The sequence below is a fragment of the Maricaulis sp. ABE4_448 genome (assembly GCF_056160825.1).
In genome coordinates, this window is record NZ_JBSWXX010000001.1 from 441,663 (window position 1) to 465,822 (window position 24,160).

Consider the following 24,160-nt stretch of genomic DNA (forward strand, 5'->3'; position numbering starts at 1 on the left):
ATGCGCTGGCTTTTCATCCTCGGCGGCATTGTCGTTCTTCTGGCTGGCGCGCTGGCGCTGGCCTGGCCCCACCGGATCGCGCTGCCCGGCATAATCGACCGCTGGCGCGACCCGATCGGCGAGACGCAACAGGTGGTCTGGGGCCAGGGGCCGCAGACGGCCGATACCGCTCCGGGCGAGCGGTCGCCGAATGTGATCGTCATCCTGGTCGACGATCTGGGCATCAATGACATCGCCACATTCGGCGGCGGGCTGGCCGCCGGCGATGTGCCGACCCCGAATATCGACGCCATCGCCGCCAATGGTGCGGTCTTCGTCAACGGCTATGCCGGCAATGCCACCTGTGCGCCCTCGCGCGCGGCGATCATGACCGGGCGCTATGCCACGCGGTTCGGCTTTGAATTCACACCGGCGCCGGTTGCCTTCCATCGCCTGGTCGGCTCGTTCGACTATGGCCCGCGCGAGGCGATCTTCCATGATGACCGCGTCGCCGAAGCGATCCCGACCGACCAGCAGGGCCTGCCGCCGGACGAGATCACCATGGCGGAAATCCTGCGCGACAGCGGCTACCGCACCCTGTTCATCGGCAAATGGCATCTGGGGGCCGCAGAACCCTTCCAGCCGCACAACCAGGGTTTTGACGAATGGGTCGGCTTCTATCCCGGAGCGGCGCTTTTCCTGCCGCCGGATCATCCCGACGCGGTCAATCTGCGCCAGGATTTCGACCCGATCGATCCTTTCCTGTGGGCCAATCTGAATTACGCCGTGCGCTGGAACGGCTCGCAGCGCTTTGCGCCGGACGGCTACATGACCGACTATTTCGCCGATCAGGCGGTCAGCGCCATCCAGGCCAATCGCAACCGGCCCTTCTTCCTCTATCTCGCCCTCAACGCCCCGCACACGCCGCTGCAGGCGTTGCGCTCGGACGTCGAGGCGCTGGGCCATATCGAGGATGAGCGGCTGCGCATCTATGCGGCGATGATCCGGGCGGTCGACCGGGCCGTGGGCCGCGTGCGCGAGACCCTGGCGGAAGAGGGGCTGGCGGAGAATACGATCATCGTCTTCTCCTCTGATAATGGCGCACCGGGCTATATCGGCTTTCCCGATCTCAACGCCCCCTATCGCGGCTGGAAGGCGACCTTCTTCGAGGGCGGTATCCGCGTGCCCATGCTGGTGGAATGGCCGGCGCGGGTGATGCCGGGCACCGTCATCGAGGCGCCTGCGGCCCATGTCGATCTCTTCACCACGGCGGCGCGCGCCGCCGGGGCCGATCTGCCGGGCGACCGGACCATTGACGGTATCGACCTGATCGATGTCGCCACCGGTGGTCCGGTGCCGGAGCGTGCCCTGTTCTGGCGGTCCGGCCATTATCGCGTGCTGCTGCACGAGGGCTGGAAGCTGCAGGTCTCCGAACATCCGCAACGCATCTGGTTGTTCAACCTGGCCGAGGACCCGACCGAGCAGACCGATCTGGCCGCCGCTGAGCCGGCGCGCCTGGCGGCGATGATGACGCGGCTGGACGAGCTGGATGCCGAACAGGCCCGGCCGATCTGGCCCAGCCTGGTCGAGCCGCCCGTCTTTATCGACCGGCATCTGCTGGAGCCGCTTTCTGAGGAAGACGACTATGTTCACTGGCCCAATTGAGGACCGGCATGCGTAACTGGATCAAACGTCGCGTCTATCGCCGGATCACCAGCCTGAAGCGGCGCGATGCGGCCCGCCTGTTGGCCCAGCGCAAACGGCAGGCCCGGGGGGCGCGGCGGCAATTCCTCTACTTCCACCGCTTCGGCGATCCGGCCAGCGTGCTGATGCCGGGCCTCGTGCGCGCGCTCGCCGAGCGTTTCGATGCCGACATTATCTGCCATCTCGTCGGCCTGCCCGAAGCCGCTGTGGCGCCGGAGCCGGACCAGCTCGACGCCTTCGCCCTCGCCGACAGCGCCCGGCTGGCGCAGCGTCTGGGCCTGGATGTGCCAGACCTCACCAACCCACCGTCTGCAGACCGGATCGCGGCGGCCGAAGCGGCCGCGGCCGAAAGCCTGGGGGGGCCGGATGCGCTGGGGCGGATTGCGGTCATTGATGCGGCCCTGTGGAGCGGCGGTGATCTGCCGCCGGGCGGGATCAGGGCCGCGGCGGCCCGCCAGGCGGGCGAGGCCCTGCGTGACCGGCTGGGGCATTTCCAGTCGGCGACGCTCTGGTATGAGGGCGAATGGTATTGGGCGGCCGACCGGCTGCACCATCTCGAGGCGCGGCTGATCGGCGAGAGTGGCGGTGCGGGCCTCACGCCGCAAATTCCCGTGCTGCACGAGAGCAGCCGGACGGGCGATTGCGGTGGTGCGCGGCTGACTTTCTACCCCTCCCTGCGCAGCCCCTACACCTATCTTGCGGCCGAACGCGTGTTTGCATTGGCGCGGCGCTGGAATGTCGAGGTCGATATCCATTTCGTCCTGCCCATGGTGATGCGCAGCCTGCCGGTGCCGCGCCGCAAGGGCGTCTATTTCCTCAAGGATTGCGCCCGCGAGGCACAGCGGCTCGGCCTGCCCTTCGGCGATATCTCCGATCCGCTGGGCCGGCCGACCGAGCGCGGCCTGGCCGTACTGCATCGCGCGATCGGACAGGGCAAGGGCGAGGCTTTCCTGCTGAGCTTCCTGCGCGGGGCCTGGTCGGAAGGGCTCGATGGCGGCAGCGATCGCGGCCTGCGGATCATGGCCGAACGCGCCGGGCTGGACCGCGCCGATGTCGATGCCGCCCTGGCGAACGAGAGCTGGCGGGCGGTCGCGGAACGGCATCGCAGCGAACTGGCCGGGCTCGGCCTGTGGGGCGTGCCCAGCTACCGGGCCGGCGATTGTGCCGTCTGGGGTCAGGACCGGCTCTGGGTGGTCGAGGACGCCCTTCAACACATGGCAGAGCCGGGCACATGAAACGTCTGATCATGATCGCGGCGGTGGTTCTGGGTGTGCTGGCGCTGCTGGCCGTGTCGGCGAAGGTCTTTCTGCCCGGCCTGGGCGAGCGCGCCTTTGCCCAGCAGGTCTCCCAGCGCGTGGGCCGCGATCGGCTGGGCGGCTTGCCCGACGGGCTGCATGTGATGTTCTGCGGCACCGGCTCGCCGCTGCCCGATCCGACGCGGGCGCAGGCCTGTGTCGCGGTGATCGCGGGCGAGCGGATCTTCGTGGTCGACAGCGGGTCGGGATCGGTGGCGAACCTGCTCCTGTCCGGCCTGCCGGCCGGCGCGATCGAGGCGGTCTTTCTCACCCATTTCCACTCCGACCATCTCAGCGATCTGGGCGATCTGGGCCTGCAGCGCTGGATCGGCCGTGCCGCCGAAGCGCCGCTGCCGGTATACGGCCCGCCGGGCGTCGAGGCCGTGGTCGACGGGTTCAACGCCGCCTATGCGCTCGACAGCACCTATCGCACCGGCCATCACGGCGCCGCCATCGCCCCGCCCGCCGGGCGCGGACTGACGGCCGCGGTCTTCGAGCCGGGCGACGGCTCGGTACCTGTCACGGTTTATGAAGACGCCGGTCTGGTCGTGCGCGCCGTGCGGGTCGATCATGCGCCGGCCGATCCGGCCGTGGCCTACCGGTTCGACCATGCCGGCCGCTCGCTGGTGATCAGCGGCGATCTGCATGCCGGGCGCTCGCCGGGCTTTGCGGTCTTGGCTGAAGGCGCCGATGTGCTGATCGTCGAGGCGCTGGAGCCGCGCATGGTGGCACCGATCACGCAGGCCGCATCCGATCGCGGTCTGGACAATCTGGCGACGATCACGGTGGATATTCTCGATTATCACACCACGCCGGCCGGCGCCGCCGAGGCCGCGACCGCCAGCGGCACGCGCGCCCTCGTGCTGACCCATGTCGTACCGCCGGTGCCGTCGCGGCTGATGGAGCCGGCCTTCCTGCGCGAGGCGCGGGCGCGGTTCGACGGGCCGGTGCGCCTCGCCCGCGATGGCGATGTGATCCGGCTGCCGGCCGGGTCGGATGCGGTGGAGTTTGCGCATTGGCGATGATCTTCCGCCTGCCGCCAGTCCCGGGTTTGGCCGGAGTTCTGGCCTTTGTGATGGCGGGGTGCGGCGCGGGTGGCGGCGGCTCCGCGCCCGCGCCGCACGCCGAAGCCTGCCGTCCGGTGACGCCGGGCGAACGCGTCGCCATTCCGGCCGGCGAGTACCTGATCGGCGGGCCTGTGCGCAATCGCGAGGAACGGCCTGAACGAACCGTCTCCACGCCCGGCTTCGGTATCGACGCGCACGAGGTCACCAATGCCCAGTTCGCGGCCTTCGTGGCGGCAACGGGCTATGTCACGATTGCCGAGCGCCAGCCCAACCCGGCCGACTATCCCGATATCGATCCGGGCCTGCTGGAACCGGGTTCGGCCGTGTTCGGCGTCGATGCCGGGACGGGATACTGGTGGCGCTTCGTGCCGGGCGCGAGCTGGCGTCATCCGGAGGGGCCCGGCAGCGATATCGAGGGCCGTGCGGGCTATCCGGTGGTCCATGTCGCCTATGCCGATGCGCGCGCCTATGCCGGTTGGGCCGGGGCCGATCTGCCGGACGAGGATGAATGGGAGATCGCGGCGCGCGGCGGCGGTCACGGCACCGATTATGCCTGGGGCGAGGAATTCCGGCCCGGCGGGCAATGGCGGGCCAACACCTGGCAGGGCGTCTTCCCGGTCATCGATCGCGGCGATGACGGGTTTGCCGGCCTGTCACCGGTCGCCTGCTATGAGGCCAATCCCTTCGGTGCCTTCGACATGATCGGCAATGTCTGGGAGTGGACGGCGAGCCCGTTCGATGCGGGGGGAGCGGCAGGCACGATCCGCGGCGGTTCCTATCTGTGCGCCTCGGATTTCTGCGCCCGCTTCCGCCCGGCCGCGCGTCAGCCCCAGGAATGGGACTTCTCGGCCAGCCATATCGGCTTCCGCACGGTCACGCGCGAGCCCGCCCCCGCCGGTTAGCGCGCCGCGCCCGTGTCCGGCGCTTCCACGCTGTCGCCGTGGGCGAGGTGACGCTGGCGGTAGTCGGCCCACAGGCTGGCCCCGTAGTCGACCGGTGCCGGGGCAGCCGGAACCGGTTCGGGGACAGGCCTGTAGACCTCCAGTGCCGCCGCCAGCAGAATGGACGCGCTTAACACCGCCATCATGGGGACTTCCGGCCGCATCATCCTGGCTCCGCCGGCGTGAAGGGCGTCATGTCGGCATTGAAAGCCTGACGCGAGACGCCGCCCTCCTGGTCACGCTCGAAACGCAGCATGGCCGCACCGCCCAGCGCGCGGTGCGCGACCGGCTCGCCCTCCGGCGTCAGCGACCGGATGGCGGTGACACGGGTGCCATCCTCCGACCAGGTCCACTCGAGGCGGATGGTTTCGTTCCAGTCCGGGCCGTAATTCCATATCCCGACGCGATTGCCGCGTTCGTCATAGCGCACGCGGTTGAGCACCGTGCCCCAGGAGAAGGTCTGGACATTGCCGTGCCGGTCAAAGCCGCGCATGCCGATCTTGTTGCCGTTTGCGTCATAGAGATGCTCGCCCAGATGCACGCCGGGGGTATTGCCCTCGACCGCATTGCCAGCATGGTCATAGACCTGCCAGCGGATGAAGTTTCCGTCGAGGTCATAGGTGATGCGGTCGATACCGGCACCGGTGGGATTGTTGGTTGGCTCGCCATTGCGGCCATAATTGCGCATGAAGGCCAGGCGCCCGTCGCGATCGTATTCCAGCTTGATCTCGTAGAATTCCAGCTCGGGCCGCATCGCCACCATCTCGCCGGCCAGATCGTAGCGATTTTCGAAGATGTGCCCGTCATCGGAGGGGCGCCAGCTATAGCGGTGAACGCCCCAGGCGTTCTGGGAGGGCGCGCCGCTTTCGTCGAAGAATTCCAGCGCCGTGCGGGCGCCGGTCTCGTCGAGCGTATAGACCGCCCGGTAAACATCGCCATGGGCCGAGATCTGCTCGCCGCCGCGGCCGTAGTAGGTGTGGACCTCGCGGCCGTCCTCCCAGGCAATCCGCACTTCCGGTGCGAACCAGATGAAGGTGTCGAAGACGCCGTTATCGCCGATCGGCGTGTCGCCGATCTGGTAGGCGATACGGGTCACCCGCCCCTGCGCATCGTAGGAGAAATCATAGTGCGCCACCGTCTCGGCCTGTTCCGGGTCAATCGGATGGATGCCGCGATAGGGAGCGTAGGGCGTTTCGCGGAACATCAGATGCCGGTAGTCGGCATTGTCCTGGGCGAAGGCGGGCATCGAGGCGGCCAAGGACAGAACGGCGCCGGTCAGCAGGCGGGTCTTGAACATGATGGGTCTCGCTGGGGCAGGAGCGTCAGGGATGTCACCTGTGCCCGGCGGGCGATGCGCGCGGGATAAGCTGGATTGAATTTAACGACGCGCGCGGCAATGAGCTGATAATCTCGGTGGGTGTTATCGGCTGCCGGCATGGCGCTCCTAGAGAGGGGGCAGGCTGGCCGCTATTCTCGCGCGCGCCGGTCCGGTGCTGCAGCCAACCGGGTGCCCATGTATCTGACGACGCTCGATATCGCCCAGCTGATCGCCGCCTATCACTGCGCGATCCTGGCCTGTCTTCTGCTGTCGCGGCCGCGCCTGCGCGGGCTGACCCTGTTGTGCGCCACCTTTTCCGTCCACATGGCCTTCAATCTGGGCGTCGGCTTGGGCGTGATCGGACCGGCCTTCGACATCACCAGCGCGTTCGGCCTGGTCTACGGTCCCGCCTTCTACCTGTTTGTCCGGGGCGTCGCGGCAGAGGCTTTCCGCTGGCAACCGGTCACGGCGCTTCACGCGCTGCCTGCGCTCGTCATCGCGATCTGGCAGCCTGAACCGCCCATCCCCTACCTGTTCGGCTTGCCCAGCCTGGTCATCTATATCGGCCTGGCGCTGCAGCAGCTCTACCGGCACGGGCGGCAAAGGGCAGAATGGCGCTCGGACGATCTGGCCATCTCGCTGGACTGGGTCCACGCGGCGCTGGTCGCCTTCATTGCGCTGGCGCTGATGGATATCGGCCGTGAAGTGATCGGTTTCACCTCGCAGGCCATCCCGGACGATCTGGCCCTGGCGGTGATCATTGCCGCGGTCGTCGCCCTGTTGACCCTGATGACGGGTGCCGCCCGATCGCATGATGACAGGCGGGGCGCGCTGCCCGACATCGCCCTGACGGCGCCGCGCGCGCCGGCCGACGAGGACGAGGCGCGCTATGCCGAGGCGTTTGCGCGGATCGGCCAGCTGATCGAGCGCGAGGCGGCCTGGCAGGAGCCGCGCCTGTCGCTGACCGATCTGGCGACCCGGCTCCGGCTGAGCCCGCGCGACGTCTCTCGGGCCATCAATCTGCGCGGCCGGGCCAGTTTCGCCCGCTTCATCAACGGCTACCGGGTCCGCGCCATCGATGCGCTGATGGCGGACCCGGACAATGCCGGCCGGACCATCATGGAGCTCGCCTACGAGGCCGGCTTCAATTCGAAATCCACCTTCAACCGGATCTATCGCGACGTGACCGGAAAAACCCCGACCGAGGCCTTCGAACTGGCGCGGGCCGGGCGAAGCGGGAGCAACGAAAAAGAGCCACGGAGCAACTAATCGGTCCCGAAACAGGTTTCGGGACGACCGGGATCGCGCAATGGGACGACAGGAGGGGCAGGCCGGCCCGAAAACCGCCGGCGTGTTCAAACGCGATCCTCGCGAAAGGAAAATCCATGCGTCCTCAAAACCTCCTCAGCCTTGCCGCCCTGTCCCTGGCCTTCTTCAGCGCGGGCTGTGCCACGGCCCATGCCGAAGGCGCCGCTCTGCCCGCCGATGTCAGCTTCGGCGCCGGCCTCGAGGCGATGTCGCCGGTCTTCGACCGGCTGTGCGACGACTATGACGTCCGCACGCTCGATCCGGCCGACCTGCCAGTCGCCGAAACCAGCCATGTCCAGGTCGATTGCCGCGGCTTCGATCACGCCGGCGCCGGGCGTCTGGCCGAATTCGTCTTTGCCGATGACAGCCTGGTCTTCATCTGGGTGCTGACCGATGCGGCCGAAGAAGCCACGCACCTGGCCGCCCTGCATGCCGCACACGGCACGCCGACACACGACACGCCGGTCTTCGTGGCCTTTGCCGACGACAATGTCGCCCTGCGCCGCGATGAGCCGGAATTCCTCTACTACGGCGATGCCGTGGCGCCGATGTACCGCGCCTGGTTCGACCAGATGGCCTCGCAATAGACCGCGAGGACATAAGCGGCGGGCCGGCCACGGTATCCCCACTCTCGGGCCGGCCCGTCGCACCGCTTTTCTGATGCCACTGAAGAAGGAAACGGCGTGATCTCCACGCCCGGCCCGTCGCAGCATGAGCGCGATCGCCGAGATCCGCTACGCTCCCGGGCCCGACTACGGCGAGCAGCGGGCCGATTTCATCGATGCCGACGGGTCGCCGCAGGCTACCCGCTGGGGCTCTCATACGGTCGAGTGGCGCTTCAGTGATGCGGCCGGCCGTTCCGTCGATCATGCGGTCTGGGGCTTTGCCGAGGTCCGCTACAGTCATGACGGCCGGGAGCTGACCGGCGTGGCCTATCGCAATGCAGCCGGCGAAACGGTGCAACCTGCGTGGAACCCGGCACATTGATGCGCACCACGCCGGGCCGGCGCGGCTGAAATATGGCCGTCGAAGACTGACATCAGGGGGTTGCACGCCGGTGCGATACCCCTGACGCCGCCATTGCGGGCGGTGCGGCGGCTTGATATGGGCAGCGCGACCGGCGGGAGCCCTGTCCATGAAGGCCGCACTGGAACGTCTCTACGCACAGCACAGCGCCGCGCTTGGCCAGGCGTTGCGCTGGCGTTTCGGAGACGGCCCGCCCGATCCTGATGACGCGATCCAGATCGCTTTCGAAAAATATATCGAGCTGGGCGCAGCGGCGCGTGTCGAACGGCCGCGGGCCTTCCTGTTTGCCATGGCGCGCAACTGGATGATCGACGAACTGCGCAAGATGGGCGTGCGCCAGCGCCATGCCGAACGGCAAAAAACCGATCCGCTTCTTCCCCGGGTGGAAGAAAGGACGGCTGAAAACGTCTTATCTTCCAAGGAGCGGTTTTCGCGTCTCAACGTGGCGATCCGGGCTTTGCCCGAGCGTCAGCGCACACTGATCGTGATGAGCCGCATTGAGGAGTTGAGCTACCGGCAGATTGCGGAAGAGACCGGTCTGTCGCAAGCGGGTATCAGCCGCGAGATCGCCAGGGCCCTGACGGCCCTGCAGGCCGCGCTCGCGACGGATGGGGAAGAATGAACGCAGCCGACGACACCCTGATCGCCTCACAGGCGCGCGACTGGCATGTCCGTCTGCTCGACGGGCTGACCCCGGCCGAGGCCAAAGCGTTGCGCGACTGGCTCGATGCGTCGGCGGCGCACGCCGAAGCTTTTTCGCAGGTCGGCGCGCTGTGGTCGGATCTGGGCTGGGACGAGACACTCAATGCGAAGGCGCTGGACCGTGCCGCCGCGCGCGAGCGGCGGACGGAGTACGGGATCACTGGCACGCGCTTGCGGTCCTGGCTGCAGACGGTTCTGCGTCCCCGGGGCCTGTTGGCTGCGGGCGGGGCAGGCCTGCTGGCTGCGGCGCTGGCGCTGGCGGTGCTGTTCACCCTGCCGGGCGATCCGCGTGTGGCAGGGCCGGGCGCCGGGCGGATGGAGGTCTATCAGACCGCCATTGGCGAAATCCGCGAGGTCGAACTGGCCGATGGCAGCCGGGTCACGCTGGGCGGGCGTACGGCGATCCGGGTCGATTTCGGCCGCGATGCGCGGGCGGTGCGCCTGGTGTCGGGCGGCGATGCGCTGTTCGACGTCGCGCGCGATGAAAGCCGGCCCTTCACGGTGCAGGCCGGTACCCTGTCGGCGACGGTGCTGGGCACGGTGTTCGAGGTCAATCGCTCCTCCGGCACGACTGCAGTGGGGGTTGTGGAAGGCCGGGTGAGGGTGCAGGGGCAAGGCGGCGCCGATGCCGTTCTGCAGGCTGGCGACCGGATCGTGGCCGAGGCCGGCACGCCCTGGCAGCGCGAGGAGATGCAGCCGGATCAGGCGGCCCGCTGGGTGCAGACAAGGCTCGCCTATCGCGACACGCCGCTCTCCGACATCGTCGCTGACGTGAATCGCTATCACGCTGGCGGTGTGCGTCTGGGCAGTGCCGATCTCGGCGCTCTGCGCGTGACCTCCTCCTTCCGCATCGACCAGCTCGAGGCGGCCCTGTCCGGCATTGCGCTGAGCCATGGTCTGGAGCTTGTCAGGACGGGGGATGGGAGCTTTGTCCTGCGGCGCCGGGATGCTGTTGAATAAGAAGTTTTTGCGAAACTTCTCTCCAGCGTGAAAAGAGCTGACACAGCTCGCCGTCAAAAGGAGGCGGACCGGATGGCAAGGCCGGTCCGCCTGGTTTCGATCAAGCCCGCCGGGCTTCCTTTTGAGAGGGGTTTCACCATGAGTAACGGACACACGGGACGGCGCGTCCGGCTTCTTTCCACCGCGCTGGCGGCAGCCCTGCTGGCTGCAACCAGTGCCGCCGCGCAGGATGCGCCGGCGGCCAATAGCGAGATCCGCATCGCGGCACAGCCGCTGGACAGCGCCATCGATGCGCTGGCCTCGCAGACCGGCCTCGTCATCGTCGCGCCGGGACCGCTGCTGGACGGGCTGCGCTCGGCCTCCGTATCGGGGGTTTCCGAGCCGTTTGCAGCGCTGGGCATCCTGCTGCGCGGCACCAATCTGGGCTATCGGGTCACCGCTGATGGCGCCGTGGTGATCGAGCCGCTGACGGTCCAGCCCACGCGCGAGACCCGCGCCGGCGAAGTCGAGACCATCCAGGTCACCGGCACCCGCGTCGATCCGCTCAACCAGCTGCAGACCGAGGCCACCGACTCGCTCACCGGCCTGTCGCGCTCGCTGCTGGAAACGCCGCGCTCGGCGAGCCGCGTCAGCGAGATCACCATCGACCGTTTCGGCATGGAAGACGTCGACGATCTGCTGGCCGCCGTGCCGGGCACGTTCACGGCCAGCTTCTTCGGCGTTCCGGGCAATCTGAATGTGCGCGGCACCCTGGCTGATACCTATTTCCAGGGCTTCAAGCGCATCGAGAACCGCGGCAATTTCTCGTCCAACCTCAGCGCGGCGGCCTATGTGGAAGTGCTGCGTGGTCCGTCCTCCCCGATCTATGGTCCGGGCAAGGTGGGCGGCCTGCTCAACTTCATTCCGCGCACCGCGCGTGACGGCGTCGACGGCCGCTATGTCGATGCCGTGACCGGTTCGGTGACCGTCTCGGGTGGGTCCCATGACCGCCGTGTGGTGTCGGGTGAAGTGGCGATCCCGGCCGGCCAGGGTGGCTTCCACCTGTTCGGCGAGTTCGAGGATTCCGGCTCCTACTACAATTTCATCGAGCCGGAACACACCAATATCCAGGGTACCTATGTGTCGGATCTGGGCGGTAACTGGACCGTCGAGCTCAACGCGATGTATTTCGATGAGTCCGGCCAGATCCAGACGCCGGGCTGGAACCGCGTCACCCAGGCGCTGATCGACAACGGCACCTATATCACCGGCCGGGATACAGACCTGCAGGATCTCGATGGCAATGGCTCGCTGAGCTATTCGGAGATCGACGCGGCCATCGGCGCCAGCTGGGGCCTGTCAAACCTGCGCCAGATCAAGGAATTCGGCGGCGCAAACCGTCCGGAGTTCGCGCTCGATACCGGTGTCGGCACGACGACGCTCGACGGCAGCAATATTTTCGCCGATCCGGGCGATTACAATGACAGCGAAACCCTGACCGGCTACGCCTCGCTTGCGCATGAGGCCGAGAACGGCAACCGTTTCGCCGTCGAGATCTTCCGCGATCACATCGAAAACCAGCGCTATAACAGCTTCGGCTTTGGCGCGGACTACGAAGCGACGGCTGTCGAGCTGCGCGGCAGCTACAGCTTCCACTCCGAGATGGGCGAAAACCTGCGCGCCGACAGCGTGGTGGGAGCCGCCTATCGCACGCATGAAGCCCAGCAGTATGAGAGCTTCCTGTCGGGCTATATCGCCCTGGACCGCCGCGATCTCTCGCAAGGCCCGACGGCAACCGACCGGATCGCACTGCCGCGCGATGCCAGCGGCGAGATCATCTGGGACTCGCGCCATGACATGGAGTGGAATTCGCAGGCGGTCTTTGCCGTCTCCGACATCACCCTGTTCCAGCGTCTGAGCTTCCTGGCCGGTCTGCGCTACGACCATTTCGACGTCGAGGCGATCAATACCGGCGCCACGGTGTTCGGCACGGCCAACACGCTGGTCTCGGACAGTGATGGCGCGATGACCTGGTCGCTGTCGGTGCGTTACGAGACGCCCTTCGGCCTGACGCCCTACATCACCTATGCCGAGCCGCGTGCCCTGGAATCCACCCAGACCGGCGGTGTCAGCGTCGGGACGATCGAGGCCGGCCTCTACATCTCGCCGTCCGAACTGCGTGAAGTCGGCGTGAAGTTCTCGCTGCTGGACGGCAATCTCTTCGGTGGCCTGGCTTATTACGAGCAGCACCGCCGCCAGGCCGACATGTTCGGCAATATCGACGGTACGACGGCGGAAGGCTTCGAGGCCGAGGTCCACTGGCTGGCGACCGACAATCTGGCCTTCATCGGCTCGGCCACCCTCCAGCAGACGCGGGTCGATGCGCCCGGCGCCGGCAATGGTGAGTACCTGCAGGTGCGTCCGGACCTGTTCGGCGTCGATCCGGTGGCCGGTTATGGTGGCACTTTCGCCTTCAACAATGCCGGTTATTTTGCTGATCTCGCCGACGGCTACGAGCTGAACACCATCCCGGAAACCGTGCTCAGCGTGTTCGGGACCTACACCACCGACCCGTTCAGCTATGGTGGTCACGACATGCTCGCCGGCATCACGGCCGGTGCGACCTATGTGTCGGAAACCGGCGGTATCATGACCGGTGACATCGAGCTGCCGGCCTATACGCTGGCCCGCGTGTCGGGCTTCCTGGAAGTCGGCGCGTTCACGGTCTCGGCCAATATCGATAACCTCTTCGACGAGCGCTACTTCACGCCGTCGGCCGAGGTCTACAAGGAAGTGGCCGTGATGCCGGGACTGCCCCGCATCTTCCGCATCAATCTCAGCTACGACTTCTGATCCGGCCGGGCCGGGCGGTTCGCCGCCCGGCCCGCCTTTCCCTTTGCCTTTCACGACTTCCGGAGACTGCCATGACCGGCTCCCGTCCGACCTCTCCTGCCCTCCTGTCTGCCACACGCCGCGGCGTGCTGGGTGTTCTCGGCGGCGGCTTTGCCGTGCTTGGCGGCGGACTGCCCTCACAGGCACGCGCTGACAGTCCCGCCCGTTTCGACTGGGGCGTGGCCAGCGGCGATCCGCGGTCCGACAGTGTCGTCCTGTGGACGCGGGCCGTGCCGGAAGACGATGTCCGTTCGCTGACTGTCGGGTTCGAAGTGGCCGAGGATGAGGGCTTCGCCCGCATCGTGCGCCAAGGCGCCGCGGAAACCTCTGCCGCCCGCGACTTCACCGTGAAGCTGGACGTGCGCGGCCTGGCTGCGGGCCGCACCTATTTCTACCGTTTCCATGCCGGCGGGACCGTCTCGCCCACCGGCCGCACGCGGACCCTGCCGGCTGGCGGGGATGCGCCGGTCCGCCTCGCGCTGGCTTCGTGTGCCAATTATGTCTCCGGTTTCTACAATGCCTATCGCGAGATCGCCGAAGCCGGCGAGCTGGATGCCGTGATCCATGTCGGCGACTATATCTACGAGTACGGGCAGGACGGGTATGACGGCGCTACCGGGCGCGAGCTCGGCCGCTTGCTGGAGCCGCAGCACGAGATCGTCACGCTGGACGATTACCGCGCGCGCTTTGCGCTCTATCGCCGCGATCCGGACCTGCAGGCCGCCCATGCCGCCGCGCCCTTCATCACCATCTGGGACGATCATGAGACGGCCAATAACAGCTGGGTCGACGGTGCCGGCAATCACGATCCGGAAACCGAGGGCCGCTGGCTGGCGCGCCGCGATGCGGCGCTGACCGCCTATTTCGAATGGATGCCGATGCGCGACCCCGAGGCTGGCCAGGCGGCCGAGCGCCTCAACCGGGTCTATGATTTCGGCCAGGTCGGCACGGTGCTGGTGATCGAGAGCCGGCTGACCGGCCGCGACGAGCAGCTCAGCTATAGCCGCGACATGCCCATGCTCGACGGCGAGCCCGATATCGCCCGCTTCGAGCGCGACGTGCTCGCCGATCCGTCACGCAGCATGCTGGGCGCGCCGCAGGAAGCCTGGCTGGCCGCACAGATGCAGGCATCGCGCGAGCGCGGTATCAGCTGGCAGATCCTGGCCAACCAGACCGTGATGGCCCAGATGCGTTCGCCGGACTATATGCGCCACTTCCCCGAGGATGTGGTGACCGCGACGCTGCAGGCCGGTGGCTATGCCGCGGCCTGGCTGGAGCGTTCGCGGCTTGGCCTGCCGATCGGCCTGGACAGCTGGGACGGGTATCCGGCCGCGCGCACCCGCCTCTACGATGCAGCCCGGGCTGCGAATGCCAATCTCGTCGTCCTGTCCGGCGACAGCCATATGTTCTGGGCCAATGAACTGCACCACCCGGCGGATGGCGAACGGGTGGGGATCGAGTTCGGCACGACCGGCATCACCTCGCCGACCGGCTACAGCTATATCAATGGTGACAAGGACACGATCTACGCCATTGCCCAGCGCGCACTGGTGGAGACCAATCGCGATATCCGCTTCACCAATGTGCGCGATCGCGGCTTCATCCTGATCACCGCCCGCCGCGACGAGATCGAGGCCGACTATGTCGGCGTCAGCACGGTGCGCGAACGCGACTACACGGCTGCCCGCCTGCTGACCGCCCGCTCCCGCATCGGCACCGCCGGCCTGGATCTGGAGACGCCCTAGCCAGGCATCCGACTCTTGCGGAGGGGCAGTTCGCCCGTATATGTTGCTTGCAAAACCATACTTACTTGGGCGACGGAGTTCCGGCGTCCGGCTGCAAGGACATGAATGATGGCGTCTCCCTCCGCACGGGCACTTTACGAACAGCACAAGGCACATCTTGAAGCCGGGCTGGCTGCGTGTGCCAGCCGGGCATATTGGAGCCCCTTTGTCGAATCGCCGAGCGGCAAGCTGCATGCGCCGGGCCGCGCCGAGGAAGGGCTGGCCCGCTTCCAGGCCCTGCTGGGCAAGCCCTATGATCTCGACCAGCCGGGCGAGACGGGGCGGATCGGACACGAAGTCTCGCCCTATACCGGTCAGCCGCTGGGGATCGACTATCCCGACTGCGATCCTGATGCGCTGTTCGCCGCGGCGCGCCGGGCGATGAAGGCCTGGCAGGCGCTGGACGCGGAAGAGCGGGCCGGGATCTGTCTGGAGATGGCCTTTGCGCTGGAAGAACAGGCCTTCGCCAATGCTCACGCCACCATGCATACGGCGGGGCAGGCCTATCTGATGGCGTTTTCCGGCAGCGGTGCCAATGCGCTTGACCGGGGCGTCGAGGCCCTGGTCTATGCCTACAAGGCGCTGCGGGATGTGCCGGCCAGCGCGGGCTGGAGCAAGTCCTTCGGCCGGAGCGGCGTGGTGTCGCTGGACAAGGCCTACCGCACGCGCGGCCGCGGCGTTGCGGTCGTGGTGTGCTGCGCCACCTTCCCGCTCTGGAACGCCTATCCGGCCGTGTTCGCCAATCTGATGACGGGCAATCCCGTCATCCTGAAGCCGCACCCGAACGGCATCCTGCCGGTCGCCATGGCGGTGACGCGGATGCGCGAGACGCTCGTCAGGGCCGGTCTCGACCCCGACATGGTGCTGATGGCGGCCGACGAACGCGAAGCGCCGGTCACTATCGCCCTGTTGGAGCATCCCGACTGCGCCATCATCGACTATACCGGCAGCCAGCGTTTCGGACTGTGGATCGAGCAGAATTGCCGCGACCGGCTGGTCTATACCGAGACCGCCGGCTGCAATGGCGTCGTGGTCGAGTCACTCGCCGATCCTGACGGCATGATCGGGGGGCTGGCGAACGGGTTCTGCGGCTTCTCGGCGCAGATGTGCACCAGCCCGCAAAACGTCCATATTCCCGCCGACGGCGTCGGATTGCCGGACGGCAGTTCGATGAGTTTCGAAGCTTTCGGGCAGGCGCTGGCCGACACGATTGCGGCGCGGACCGCGGATCCGGCGCGGGCCGCTGCCCTGTGCGGTGCGGTCCAGGCGCAGCAATCGCTCGACATCCTGGCGGATATCCGCAGCCGCGTTCTCGCGGCGGGCGGCAAAGTGGTGCTGGAAAGCCGCGCCTATGCCCATCCGGACTTCCCGGATGCGCGCACGGCGACACCGCTGGTCGTTGAGGTCGAGGCCTCGCAGGCCGAGCTGTTCGGTGAGGAGCTGTTTGCGCCGGTCTGTTTCCTGATCCGCGAGCCGGATCGTGATGCGGCACTGGCCCATGCTGCCGAGCTGGCGCGCACACGCGGCGCCATCTCCTCCTATCTCTACTCGTCCGACCGCGACTTCATCGAGCGCGCGCAGGACGCGTTCACCGATGCCGGTGCGTCGCTGTGGATCAATATGGACCAGCGCATGCCGATCAATTTCGCGGCAGCCTATTCGGATTATCACGTCACGGGGCTCAACCCGGCCGGCAATGCCTGCCTCGCCGACCTCGCCTTCGTCGCCCAGCGTTTCCGGATCGTGCAATTCCGCGAGCCGCGCCCGGCGGAGGCGGCTCAATGAGCCTCGATCTGGCCGTGCGCAATGGTCTGGACGGTGCGGAGATCCTGCGTCGCTGGATCGATGAGGGGCTGGCGCCGGGGTTTGCCGGCCTGCTGGGCTTCCAGGTGGTCGAATTCGGTGAAGGGACTGTGCGCCTGGAATGTCCGGTGTCTGCCCGTCATGCAAACCTGATGGCGGGCGTGCATGGCGGTGTCATGGCGGGCCTGGCGGACGCCGCGACCGGTTGTGCGCTCCTGTCACTCGTCGGGTCCGACGAGCAGTTTGCGACCACCGACTTGCAGATCCGCTATCTGCGGGCCGCGCCGCTGGATGCGGGACCGCTGACCGTCGAGGCGCGCATTGTCCACAAGGGGCGGCGCATGGCCGTGGCCGAGTGCGAGATGATGACGGGTGAAGGCCGGGTGCATGCGCGCGCCTCGGCGAGCATGATGATCACGCCGCGGCCGCGCTGAACCGTTCCGCGACCTCGCGCCGCACGATCTTGCCGACCGCATTGCGGGGTAGGGCATCGGTGCGGTGCCAGGCCTTCGGCACGGCAACGGCGCCAATGGCGGCGCGCACGGCATCACCGAGGGCTGCATCGCTGACATGCGGATCGGCGACGATGGCCGCCTCGATCCGCTCGCCCCAATACGCGTCGGTCACGCCGAAAACACAGACGTCCTGAACACCGTCAAGACCGGCGAGGATGCGTTCGACTTCAACCGGATAGATGTTGAACCCGCCCGTGATGATCATCTCGCGGCTGCGGCCGCGAATGTGCAGGAAGCCCTCATCGTCCAGGAAGCCGCGATCGCCCGTGTCCAGCCAGCCCTCGTCGAGGGGGAAGTTTTCGCCGGTCAGATAGCGGGTGGCGACCAGCGGGCCGCGCGCCTGGATCGCGCCCGTTCCGTCCGGGCCGGGATCCTTGATGCGGACCTGTGTCGAGGGGCAGGGGCGGCCGGCGCTTTGCAGCCGCAGGCCGGCTTGCATGTCCAAGGCCGTCATGGCGGTGATCGCCATCGGCGCCTCGACCTGACCGTAGAGCGCTGCGATGCGCGGGCCGAAGGCGGCCTGTGCCGCCTCGATCTGCGCCGGCGGCATCGGTGCGGCACTGTAGATCAGCTGGCGCAGGGCCGGGAAGCGGTCCGGGCGGGCCTCACCACTGGCGGCCAGCTTGTTGATCAGGGTGGGCGGCATGAAGGCGATGCTGACCGCCTCGCGCGCCATCGTGTCGAGCACGGTGCTCGTGTCAGCGGTGGACAGGATGACCTGCCGTCCGCCGGTCGTCAGCAGGGGGAACAGGAGATGGAAGGCGCCGTGCGAGAGCGGGGCGACGGCCAGATTGGTGTCGGCCGGGCCAAGTGTGAAGACGGAAACCAGATCGGCAACGACCGTGGCGATCATTTCCTGTGTCTGGGCCACGGCCTTGGGGGTGCCGGTGGTGCCGCCGGTCAGCTTCACGCTCATCACATGGTCCGGCGCAAGGGCCGGCTGGCGCCAATTGTCGGCGTCTGCCGAGAGCGCGTTGAGACCGTCCGGCGATCCGGCCTCGAACCAGAGCGTCGAGGCATCGGTCGTCACACAGTCGGCGCAGGCCGTGTCGCAGATCAGGAGGGCCGGGCTGAGGCGTTTGCACACACCATCATTGAGCGGCCGGGCGCTGCGCGGGTTGAGCGGCAGCCAGGTATGGCCGGACAGGAAGACCCCGGTCAGCGCGACCAGGTGTTCGACATGGTTTTTCGCCGCGATGGCGACGATGCGGCCGTTGTCCGGGTCCAGCCTGGACTGCAGCCCGGCGGCGAGTGCGCAGCCCCGGCGGGCCAGTGAGGCATAGGTCTCTGTCGCGCCCGTGTCGTCGGACGCCGCAACCGCATCCGGTGTGCGGCGGGCCTGATCCAGAAAGGCGAGGATGACCGGGGTCACGCCGCGCCCTCCAGTACCGACACAACGGTCGCGCCTTCCTCGACATCGAGAAAGCCGCCGCCATTCTCTGCGACCGCGATGCGGGCGCCCTCGACCTGGCGTGTCCCGGCCTCGCCGCGCAATTGCGTGACGAGTTCATGGACCTGCGCCAGGCCGGTGGCACCGACGGGATGGCCCTTGGACACGAGCCCGCCCGAGGGATTGACGGGTGTGCGTCCACCGAGGCGCGTATGGCCGGCCTCGGCATGGGGTCCGCCCTCGCCGATCGGGCAGAGACCGAGATTTTCCACCTGCTGGATCTCGGCATAGGACGTGGCGTCGTGAACCTCCGCGACGTCGACATCGGCTGGCGAAACCCCGGCCTGCTCATAGGCCGCTTTTGCGGTGCGGGCGCCGATATGATTGGCAAAGTCCGCCGCTTCGCGCGTGGTCGCGCTCAGGAGCGCCTGGCCGCGCAGGGTGACGGCGCGGGCGCGTGCCTCTGTGGGCAGAGCGCTTTCGGCCATCAGGACCACCGCCGCGGCGCCGTCACTGATCGGGGCACACATGGCGCGGGTCAGGGGCCAGACGACCAGCGGATCGGCCAGCACGGCTTCGACGCTCATCGGCGTGCGGTACTGGGCGAGGGGGTTGTGGGCGGAATGATCGTGGTTCTTGGCCGCAACGGCGGCGAGCTGCGCCTGGGTGGTGCCGAAGGTCTGCATGTGCAGCCGGGCCAGCGCGGCATAGCTGTCCATGAAGAAGCTGCGGCCCGCCGTGCCGGCACCCCGAAGCTCTTTCGGAACAAGATCGGCGGCCAGGTTCGAGACGGCGGCATGGATATCGTCGATCCGGTGGATGTCCGTGCCGCCCATGAAGGCCGCGGCGACCGCATCGGGCCGGTCCGGGAAGAACATTTTCTCGGCCCCGACCACCAGCACGGTCTCGAACAAGCCGGCGCGGATGGCTGTCGCGGCCTGCCACAGCGCCGTCGACCCGCTGGCGCAGGCATTCTCGACATTGCTGACCGGAATACCCTCAATCCCCGCAGCCCGCAGGGCGATCTGGCCGCGGATCGTGTTCTGGCCCTCCAGCATGGGCTGGCGGGTATTGGAAAACCAGGCGGCTTCAACCCGCCCGGCATCGATACCGGCATCGGCGAGGGCCGCCGAAACCGCTTCGGCTGTAAGCGACTTGACGCTTGCGGCGGGCTGTTTGCCCATCGCTGTCATCGCGGTGCCGGCAATGCAGATCCGCGTCATGCCGGTTCCAGCTGATCACGCAGTTCCGACCGCACCACCTTGTTCAGCGGATTGCGGGGCAGGGCATCGACCAGAACCAGCTTCTCCGGCCATTTGAACTTGGCCACGCCTTCAGCCTCCAGGAAGTCGGTGACGTCCTTCAGGGTCAGGTTCTCGCCCGGCTTTGGCACGGCGAAGAGGCAGACCTTCTCGCCCATCACCGGATCGGGATAGCCGCAGACGGCGGCTTCCTGGATTTTCGGATGGGCGCTGATGAGGCCGTCCAGCTCTTCCGGCGAGATATTCATGCCGCCGCGGATGATCAGCTCCTTGCGGCGGCCCTTGAAGCGGTAATAGCGCGCCAGATCGCCCTCGCCGGCGATCTCGAACAGATCGCCCGTGCGGAAATAGCCGTCGGCGTCGAAGACATCCTGGCCGGCATCGTTGAGATAGCCGTCGAAGACATTGGGGCCGCGGATCAGCATTTCGCCGGGCACGCCGGGTTCGAGGATTTCGCGGTCATTGTCGTTCCAGTCGACGAGCTTGGTCTCGAAGCGCTGGCCGAAACGGTTGTCCCAGTCGATGCCCTCGCGTCCGAAGCGCGGGAAGAGCGTGGCGCGCTGTTCCGGATCCGGCACTTCGGCCGGGCCGCCGCACAGGCCGATCCCCTCGTTGGAACCGAAGAAATTGATGATCTCGATCCCGAACTTGTCGCGGAACCCCTTCACCATCCACGGGTCCAGCGGCGCGCTGCCGGAGGCGATGTATTTCACCGCCGACAGGTCGAACTTGTCGTGCAGGTCGGTGTTCTGCAGGAAGAGGTTCAGCACGGCCGGCGGTGCGATCGTGTAGGCGACCTTCTCGGTGGTCAGCTGGGTCAGGAAGACCGGCAGGTCGAACGGGTGGTGCAGCACCAGCGTTGCCTGGATACGCGGCCAGTAGAAGAAAAAGCCGGACAAGGCTGCCATATTGGTCATCGGGAAGGGGTTCAGCATCGCCGAGCCCGGCTCCAGCGGCACCGTGTCCTCGATCGCGATGACCTGGGAGAACCAGTGATTATGCGTGCGCGGCACACCCTTCGGCGTGCCCGTGGTGCCCGATGTCCAGCACACGGTGAAGATATCGTCCGCTTCGCCGGCCGAGGGCATCAGCATGCGCGGCTCGGACGTGTCGATCTCGAGCACATCCGTGCCGTCGTGCGAAGCGCCGAACGTCAGGACGGGCACCGTCTCCGGCAGCGCGGCGCTCATGCGCGCGGCAGCAGTCTCGCCCTTGAAGCTTTCAACACCGACAAAACCCTTCGCGTTCAGCTCGCGGGACATGTGGCCGATCTCGTGCCGGCCATACTGCATGGGAACCGGGCTGATGATGGCACCCAGGCGCGACAGGGCGAGATAGAGCACCGAAAGCTCGACCGTATTGGGCAGCTGCACGAGCACGGCGTCGCCGCGGCCAATTCGCTTCTGTGCAAGCTGCGCCGCAAGATTGTGCGAGGCGTAGAATATCTCCTGATAGCTCAGCCGTTGCGGATCCCGGCCGATCAGTGTCCGGCAGTCCGGCGGATCGACAATGGCAATATGGCCCGGGGCTGTTGCGACAGCTTTGTCGAAGGCGGTGTGGAGCGTCTCGTCTCCCCACCAGCCCTTGTCACGGTACTGGCGATGGCGCGCCTCACGCGTTGTGGCCGTCATTGCGGCTCCTCCCGTCTCGGTTTGTTCTTGTCACTTGCTTAATCAAACCAATTCCCGCGCCGTCTGCCAAGTGCATTCTTCCGCGCGGCCGGCAAACTGTCGCACAGACCCAATGTTACGCCCAAGTGAGTTTGACTATATAAGTGACGGATGACCCACATGATGACCCGTCCGCCCGCTGATCTGAAGCTCGTCCGATGCTGTTCGATCTGGCGTGCGCTCGAGGATATCGGCGATGTGCCGACCATGCTGATCCTCGAGGCTTTCTGGCTTGGGGAACGGCGCTTTGACGGCTTTCAGAAGCGCACCGGCCTGCTCAAGGCGCTGCTCAGCCAGCGGCTGAAACAGATGGTGGCGGCGGGCCTGTTTGAAAAGCGTCTCTATTGCGAGCGGCCGCCCCGCTATGAGTACATCATGACGGAGAAGGGGCGCGATCTCTACTGGGTCGCCCTCGCCATGCTGCGCTGGGAGCAGAAATGGGGCGCTGCCAAGGCCAAGTTCAAGGTGCGTCTGACGCATCGGTCATGCGGTGGCGACCATATCGATCCCGTACCCTTCAGCCTGTCGGCCGGCCGCGAATTCAATGCTCGTGAAGTCAGCTGGAAGCACGGCCCGGGCATGGGCTGGGTGACGCCGCGGCACAGCCGCCGGCGCAAGCCGCGCGGCGAGGAGCAGGGCGCGGACAATAATCTGCTCGATGTCATCCTGCGGGTGCTCGGCGACCGCTGGGCGTCGCTGATCCTGCGCTCCATTTTCACCGGTTTCCGCCGCTATGACGAAATCCAGAAGGATGCGGCGATCGCGACCAATATCCTGGCCGACCGGTTGCAATGGCTGATCGACATGGGCCTGATCCACAAGCGCGCCTATTCCGACGCGCCGCCGCGCTACGAGTATCGGCTCACCGAAGCGGGGATCGACTACTATCCCGTCCTGGTCATGCTGATGGTGTGGGGCGACCGCTGGTATCTGACACCGGAAGGCCCGCCGCTCCTGCTCTTCCACCGCGACAGCGGCGAGCCGCTCAAGCCCGTCATGGCCTGTTCGAACTGCCACAAGCCGCTCGATCCCACCGAGGTGGAGTTCACGATCGAACCGCTCGACGGCGAGGGTCAGCAGGTGTTCTCCACACGCTGACCGCGCCGTTTCCGGTCAGGAGGCCGCGGCGATCTGCTCGCCCGGCGCCCAGGTGCCGTGGAAACCGGCCGGCACACGCTGGGGCAGTTTCACACGCGCCAGCGGCTCGCCGCCGAAATCGCGCGCATCGAGGATCAGGGCTTCGGACCGGCCGGTCGCGCTGTCTGTCAGGAAGGTGATGACATAGCCATCATCTTCCTCCGTCGCGCCGACGCGCGGTGCGAAGGCCGGCTCGGCGCCGTAAACGCCGTCGGCGAAGCGGTGTTCGATGCCGTTTCCGCTTTCCAGATCATACTTCACCAGCCCGTCGAACACCTGGGTGTGCGTGTTGGGAATGGTGACGTGATAGGCATACTTCGTCTTGTGCCCCATCAGGTCGAGATTGACGACGGGGAATTCGGTGCGGCGATCGTCGAGATGCTCGACGGTGGTCTGGCCGGTCTTCATGTCGAAGGTCCAGCGGTGCAGCTCGGCCTGTAGCGCAAGAACGGCGGCCATGGGCGCATAGGGGCCGAATTCCGGGTTTGGCGGCAGGCCGTTATCGACCATCTTGCAGGCATGGAAGACGATCTTGTCGCCTTCCTCCCAGGCATTGCAGCCGTGATAGATGTAGCACGGCTCGGTCTCGAACCATTTGACATCGCCGGTGCCGTCGCGACGCACCACGCCGAAACGGGCAGCCTGGTCCTTGGGCTGGTGGATCTGCCACATGCCATTGCTCAGCCCGGCCTCGGTGAAGACGACCGGCAGGTCCATCAGGATCATGTAGTTCTTCGTGATCATCATGTCGTGCGGCAGGCGCGGGCCGGGCAGTTCAACCTCGCGGAACCATTTCAGCTCATTGTCTGCAGAGACGACGCCGGCCGACATCACCGGATTGTAGAGATCATAGTCGAAGAACAGGAATTCGCCGGTCTGCGCATCGACCTTGGAATGCGCCGACACATTCTTGGGGAGGCGGCCCGCAAAGGTCTCTGCCTGGATGGTCTCCAGCGTGCGCGGGTCCATCCGAACCGGCTGGCCGGAAATATACCAGAGCGCCATCGCCGTGCCGTTATGGATGAGGATGTCGGTGTTCGCCGTGTCCTTGTAGGTGGTCAGCGCGCTGCGTTCGCGGCGGATGGGTTCCAGAATGCCGCCGGCATCCAGCGTGCCGGCCCGTTCGGCTTCATGATCGTGGGTGCGGACATAGCGGTTGCGATATTCCGCCTTGCCGTTCTCGAAGAAGATGCCATGCACCATGCCGTCGCCGTCGAACCAGTGGTGCATACCCTCCGGCGCGTTCAGCGGGTTCGGTCCGTTGCGCAGATACGCCCCGTAGAGATCGCGCGGAATTTCACCTTCAACCTCGAGGTCAAGCGCGGTCACTTCTTTGCGGACCGGCGCGTAGATGCCCTTGAGATAGGGGTTGAACCGATTGAGTTCGGTCAGCTCGTCGCGCTCGAATTCGGTCTGGATCATGGTCAT

The 24,160-nt window shown here is 66.7% G+C and carries 20 protein-coding genes; 14 read left to right on the plus strand and 6 right to left on the minus strand.

Going from position 1 to position 24,160, the window contains the following annotated elements; genetic code table 11:
• From ACXAJV_RS02245 to ACXAJV_RS02260, 4 genes are read left to right on the plus strand one after another with little or no spacing between them, the layout of a single operon-like run.
• Window positions 1-1,644 carry a sulfatase-like hydrolase/transferase gene (locus ACXAJV_RS02245; protein WP_475081441.1) on the plus strand — a complete coding sequence of 548 codons (1,644 nt, stop codon included), beginning with the start codon at window positions 1-3 and terminating at the stop codon, window positions 1,642-1,644.
• A gap of 8 nt (window positions 1,645-1,652) precedes the next feature.
• Window positions 1,653-2,918 (plus strand): DsbA family protein, encoded by a 1,266-nt coding sequence (locus ACXAJV_RS02250; protein WP_475081443.1) that lies wholly within the window; start codon window positions 1,653-1,655, stop codon window positions 2,916-2,918.
• On the plus strand, window positions 2,915-4,003 hold the full coding sequence (locus tag ACXAJV_RS02255) for an MBL fold metallo-hydrolase (RefSeq protein ID WP_475081445.1): 1,089 nt from the start codon (window positions 2,915-2,917) through the stop codon (window positions 4,001-4,003). The genes ACXAJV_RS02250 and ACXAJV_RS02255 overlap by 4 nt, the downstream gene beginning before the upstream one ends.
• On the plus strand, window positions 4,000-4,947 hold the full coding sequence (locus ACXAJV_RS02260; protein WP_475083273.1) for a formylglycine-generating enzyme family protein: 948 nt from the start codon (window positions 4,000-4,002) through the stop codon (window positions 4,945-4,947). The genes ACXAJV_RS02255 and ACXAJV_RS02260 overlap by 4 nt, the downstream gene beginning before the upstream one ends.
• Here ACXAJV_RS02260 and ACXAJV_RS02265 read toward each other — a convergent pair.
• The gene (locus tag ACXAJV_RS02265) at window positions 4,944-5,132 is read right to left on the minus strand and encodes a hypothetical protein (protein WP_475081447.1); all 189 of its coding nucleotides are present in this window, start codon (window positions 5,130-5,132) and stop codon (window positions 4,944-4,946) included. The genes ACXAJV_RS02260 and ACXAJV_RS02265 overlap by 4 nt on opposite strands.
• A 17-nt stretch (window positions 5,133-5,149) precedes the next feature.
• Window positions 5,150-6,283: a hypothetical protein gene (locus tag ACXAJV_RS02270; protein WP_475081450.1), complete on the minus strand. Its 1,134-nt coding sequence runs from the start codon at window positions 6,281-6,283 to the stop codon at window positions 5,150-5,152.
• Between the two features lie 138 nt (window positions 6,284-6,421).
• Here ACXAJV_RS02270 and ACXAJV_RS02275 point away from each other — a divergent pair, with 138 nt between their 5' ends.
• The 9 genes from ACXAJV_RS02275 to ACXAJV_RS02315 all read left to right on the plus strand — a co-directional run bounded on the left by ACXAJV_RS02275 (window position 6,422) and on the right by ACXAJV_RS02315 (window position 17,192).
• Complete coding sequence (locus tag ACXAJV_RS02275) at window positions 6,422-7,573, plus strand: helix-turn-helix domain-containing protein (protein WP_475081452.1); 1,152 nt, start codon at window positions 6,422-6,424, stop codon at window positions 7,571-7,573.
• Window positions 7,574-7,689: 116 nt separating this feature from the next.
• Complete coding sequence (locus ACXAJV_RS02280) at window positions 7,690-8,199, plus strand: hypothetical protein (RefSeq protein ID WP_475081454.1); 510 nt, start codon at window positions 7,690-7,692, stop codon at window positions 8,197-8,199.
• Between the two features lie 124 nt (window positions 8,200-8,323).
• Window positions 8,324-8,599 (plus strand): hypothetical protein, encoded by a 276-nt coding sequence (locus tag ACXAJV_RS02285; RefSeq protein ID WP_475081457.1) that lies wholly within the window; start codon window positions 8,324-8,326, stop codon window positions 8,597-8,599.
• Window positions 8,600-8,747: 148 nt separating this feature from the next.
• On the plus strand, window positions 8,748-9,260 hold the full coding sequence (locus ACXAJV_RS02290; RefSeq protein ID WP_475081460.1) for an RNA polymerase sigma factor: 513 nt from the start codon (window positions 8,748-8,750) through the stop codon (window positions 9,258-9,260).
• A complete protein-coding gene (locus ACXAJV_RS02295) occupies window positions 9,257-10,300 on the plus strand; it encodes a FecR family protein (RefSeq protein ID WP_475081462.1) in 1,044 nt (347 codons plus the stop codon). Before ACXAJV_RS02290 ends, ACXAJV_RS02295 begins: the two co-directional genes overlap by 4 nt.
• A 138-nt stretch (window positions 10,301-10,438) precedes the next feature.
• Entirely contained in the window at window positions 10,439-13,132 is a 2,694-nt protein-coding gene (locus ACXAJV_RS02300; protein ID WP_475081463.1) for a TonB-dependent siderophore receptor, read from the plus strand.
• A gap of 71 nt (window positions 13,133-13,203) precedes the next feature.
• The gene (locus ACXAJV_RS02305) at window positions 13,204-14,916 is read left to right on the plus strand and encodes an alkaline phosphatase D family protein (protein ID WP_475081464.1); all 1,713 of its coding nucleotides are present in this window, start codon (window positions 13,204-13,206) and stop codon (window positions 14,914-14,916) included.
• 108 nt (window positions 14,917-15,024) lie between these two features.
• The gene (locus ACXAJV_RS02310; protein ID WP_475081466.1) at window positions 15,025-16,740 is read left to right on the plus strand and encodes an aldehyde dehydrogenase family protein; all 1,716 of its coding nucleotides are present in this window, start codon (window positions 15,025-15,027) and stop codon (window positions 16,738-16,740) included.
• Entirely contained in the window at window positions 16,737-17,192 is a 456-nt protein-coding gene (locus tag ACXAJV_RS02315; protein WP_475081468.1) for a PaaI family thioesterase, read from the plus strand. The genes ACXAJV_RS02310 and ACXAJV_RS02315 overlap by 4 nt, the downstream gene beginning before the upstream one ends.
• Here the strand turns inward: ACXAJV_RS02315 and ACXAJV_RS02320 are convergent.
• The 3 genes from ACXAJV_RS02320 to ACXAJV_RS02330 are packed head-to-tail and all read right to left on the minus strand — an operon-like array spanning window position 17,173 to window position 21,556.
• The gene (locus ACXAJV_RS02320) at window positions 17,173-18,645 is read right to left on the minus strand and encodes a class I adenylate-forming enzyme family protein (protein ID WP_475081470.1); all 1,473 of its coding nucleotides are present in this window, start codon (window positions 18,643-18,645) and stop codon (window positions 17,173-17,175) included. The genes ACXAJV_RS02315 and ACXAJV_RS02320 overlap by 20 nt on opposite strands.
• A complete protein-coding gene (locus ACXAJV_RS02325; protein WP_475081472.1) occupies window positions 18,642-19,886 on the minus strand; it encodes a thiolase family protein in 1,245 nt (414 codons plus the stop codon). The genes ACXAJV_RS02320 and ACXAJV_RS02325 overlap by 4 nt, the downstream gene beginning before the upstream one ends.
• Entirely contained in the window at window positions 19,883-21,556 is a 1,674-nt protein-coding gene (locus tag ACXAJV_RS02330; protein ID WP_475081473.1) for a class I adenylate-forming enzyme family protein, read from the minus strand. The genes ACXAJV_RS02325 and ACXAJV_RS02330 overlap by 4 nt, the downstream gene beginning before the upstream one ends.
• Before the next feature lie 159 nt (window positions 21,557-21,715).
• Here ACXAJV_RS02330 and ACXAJV_RS02335 point away from each other — a divergent pair, with 159 nt between their 5' ends.
• Complete coding sequence (locus ACXAJV_RS02335) at window positions 21,716-22,693, plus strand: winged helix-turn-helix transcriptional regulator (protein ID WP_475081476.1); 978 nt, start codon at window positions 21,716-21,718, stop codon at window positions 22,691-22,693.
• Window positions 22,694-22,708: 15 nt separating this feature from the next.
• On the opposite strand, the gene ACXAJV_RS02340 is transcribed toward ACXAJV_RS02335, so the two are convergent.
• Entirely contained in the window at window positions 22,709-24,160 is a 1,452-nt protein-coding gene (locus ACXAJV_RS02340) for a carotenoid oxygenase family protein (protein WP_475081478.1), read from the minus strand.

Bases quoted from the DNA above. Each gene is read 5' to 3' on its own strand.
- ACXAJV_RS02245 (WP_475081441.1), top strand. From the start codon at position 1: ATGCGCTGGCTTTTCATCCTCGGCGGCATTGTCGTTCTTCTGGCTGGC.
- ACXAJV_RS02250 (WP_475081443.1), top strand. From the start codon at position 1,653: ATGCGTAACTGGATCAAACGTCGCGTCTATCGCCGGATCACCAGCCTG.
- ACXAJV_RS02255 (WP_475081445.1), top strand. From the start codon at position 2,915: ATGAAACGTCTGATCATGATCGCGGCGGTGGTTCTGGGTGTGCTGGCG.
- ACXAJV_RS02260 (WP_475083273.1), top strand. From the start codon at position 4,000: ATGATCTTCCGCCTGCCGCCAGTCCCGGGTTTGGCCGGAGTTCTGGCC.
- ACXAJV_RS02265 (WP_475081447.1), bottom strand. From the start codon at position 5,132: ATGATGGCGGTGTTAAGCGCGTCCATTCTGCTGGCGGCGGCACTGGAG.
- ACXAJV_RS02270 (WP_475081450.1), bottom strand. From the start codon at position 6,283: ATGTTCAAGACCCGCCTGCTGACCGGCGCCGTTCTGTCCTTGGCCGCC.
- ACXAJV_RS02275 (WP_475081452.1), top strand. From the start codon at position 6,422: ATGGCGCTCCTAGAGAGGGGGCAGGCTGGCCGCTATTCTCGCGCGCGC.
- ACXAJV_RS02280 (WP_475081454.1), top strand. From the start codon at position 7,690: ATGCGTCCTCAAAACCTCCTCAGCCTTGCCGCCCTGTCCCTGGCCTTC.
- ACXAJV_RS02285 (WP_475081457.1), top strand. From the start codon at position 8,324: ATGAGCGCGATCGCCGAGATCCGCTACGCTCCCGGGCCCGACTACGGC.
- ACXAJV_RS02290 (WP_475081460.1), top strand. From the start codon at position 8,748: ATGAAGGCCGCACTGGAACGTCTCTACGCACAGCACAGCGCCGCGCTT.
- ACXAJV_RS02295 (WP_475081462.1), top strand. From the start codon at position 9,257: ATGAACGCAGCCGACGACACCCTGATCGCCTCACAGGCGCGCGACTGG.
- ACXAJV_RS02300 (WP_475081463.1), top strand. From the start codon at position 10,439: ATGAGTAACGGACACACGGGACGGCGCGTCCGGCTTCTTTCCACCGCG.
- ACXAJV_RS02305 (WP_475081464.1), top strand. From the start codon at position 13,204: ATGACCGGCTCCCGTCCGACCTCTCCTGCCCTCCTGTCTGCCACACGC.
- ACXAJV_RS02310 (WP_475081466.1), top strand. From the start codon at position 15,025: ATGGCGTCTCCCTCCGCACGGGCACTTTACGAACAGCACAAGGCACAT.
- ACXAJV_RS02315 (WP_475081468.1), top strand. From the start codon at position 16,737: ATGAGCCTCGATCTGGCCGTGCGCAATGGTCTGGACGGTGCGGAGATC.
- ACXAJV_RS02325 (WP_475081472.1), bottom strand. From the start codon at position 19,886: ATGACGCGGATCTGCATTGCCGGCACCGCGATGACAGCGATGGGCAAA.
- ACXAJV_RS02330 (WP_475081473.1), bottom strand. From the start codon at position 21,556: ATGACGGCCACAACGCGTGAGGCGCGCCATCGCCAGTACCGTGACAAG.
- ACXAJV_RS02335 (WP_475081476.1), top strand. From the start codon at position 21,716: ATGATGACCCGTCCGCCCGCTGATCTGAAGCTCGTCCGATGCTGTTCG.
- ACXAJV_RS02340 (WP_475081478.1), bottom strand. From the start codon at position 24,160: ATGACCATGATCCAGACCGAATTCGAGCGCGACGAGCTGACCGAACTC.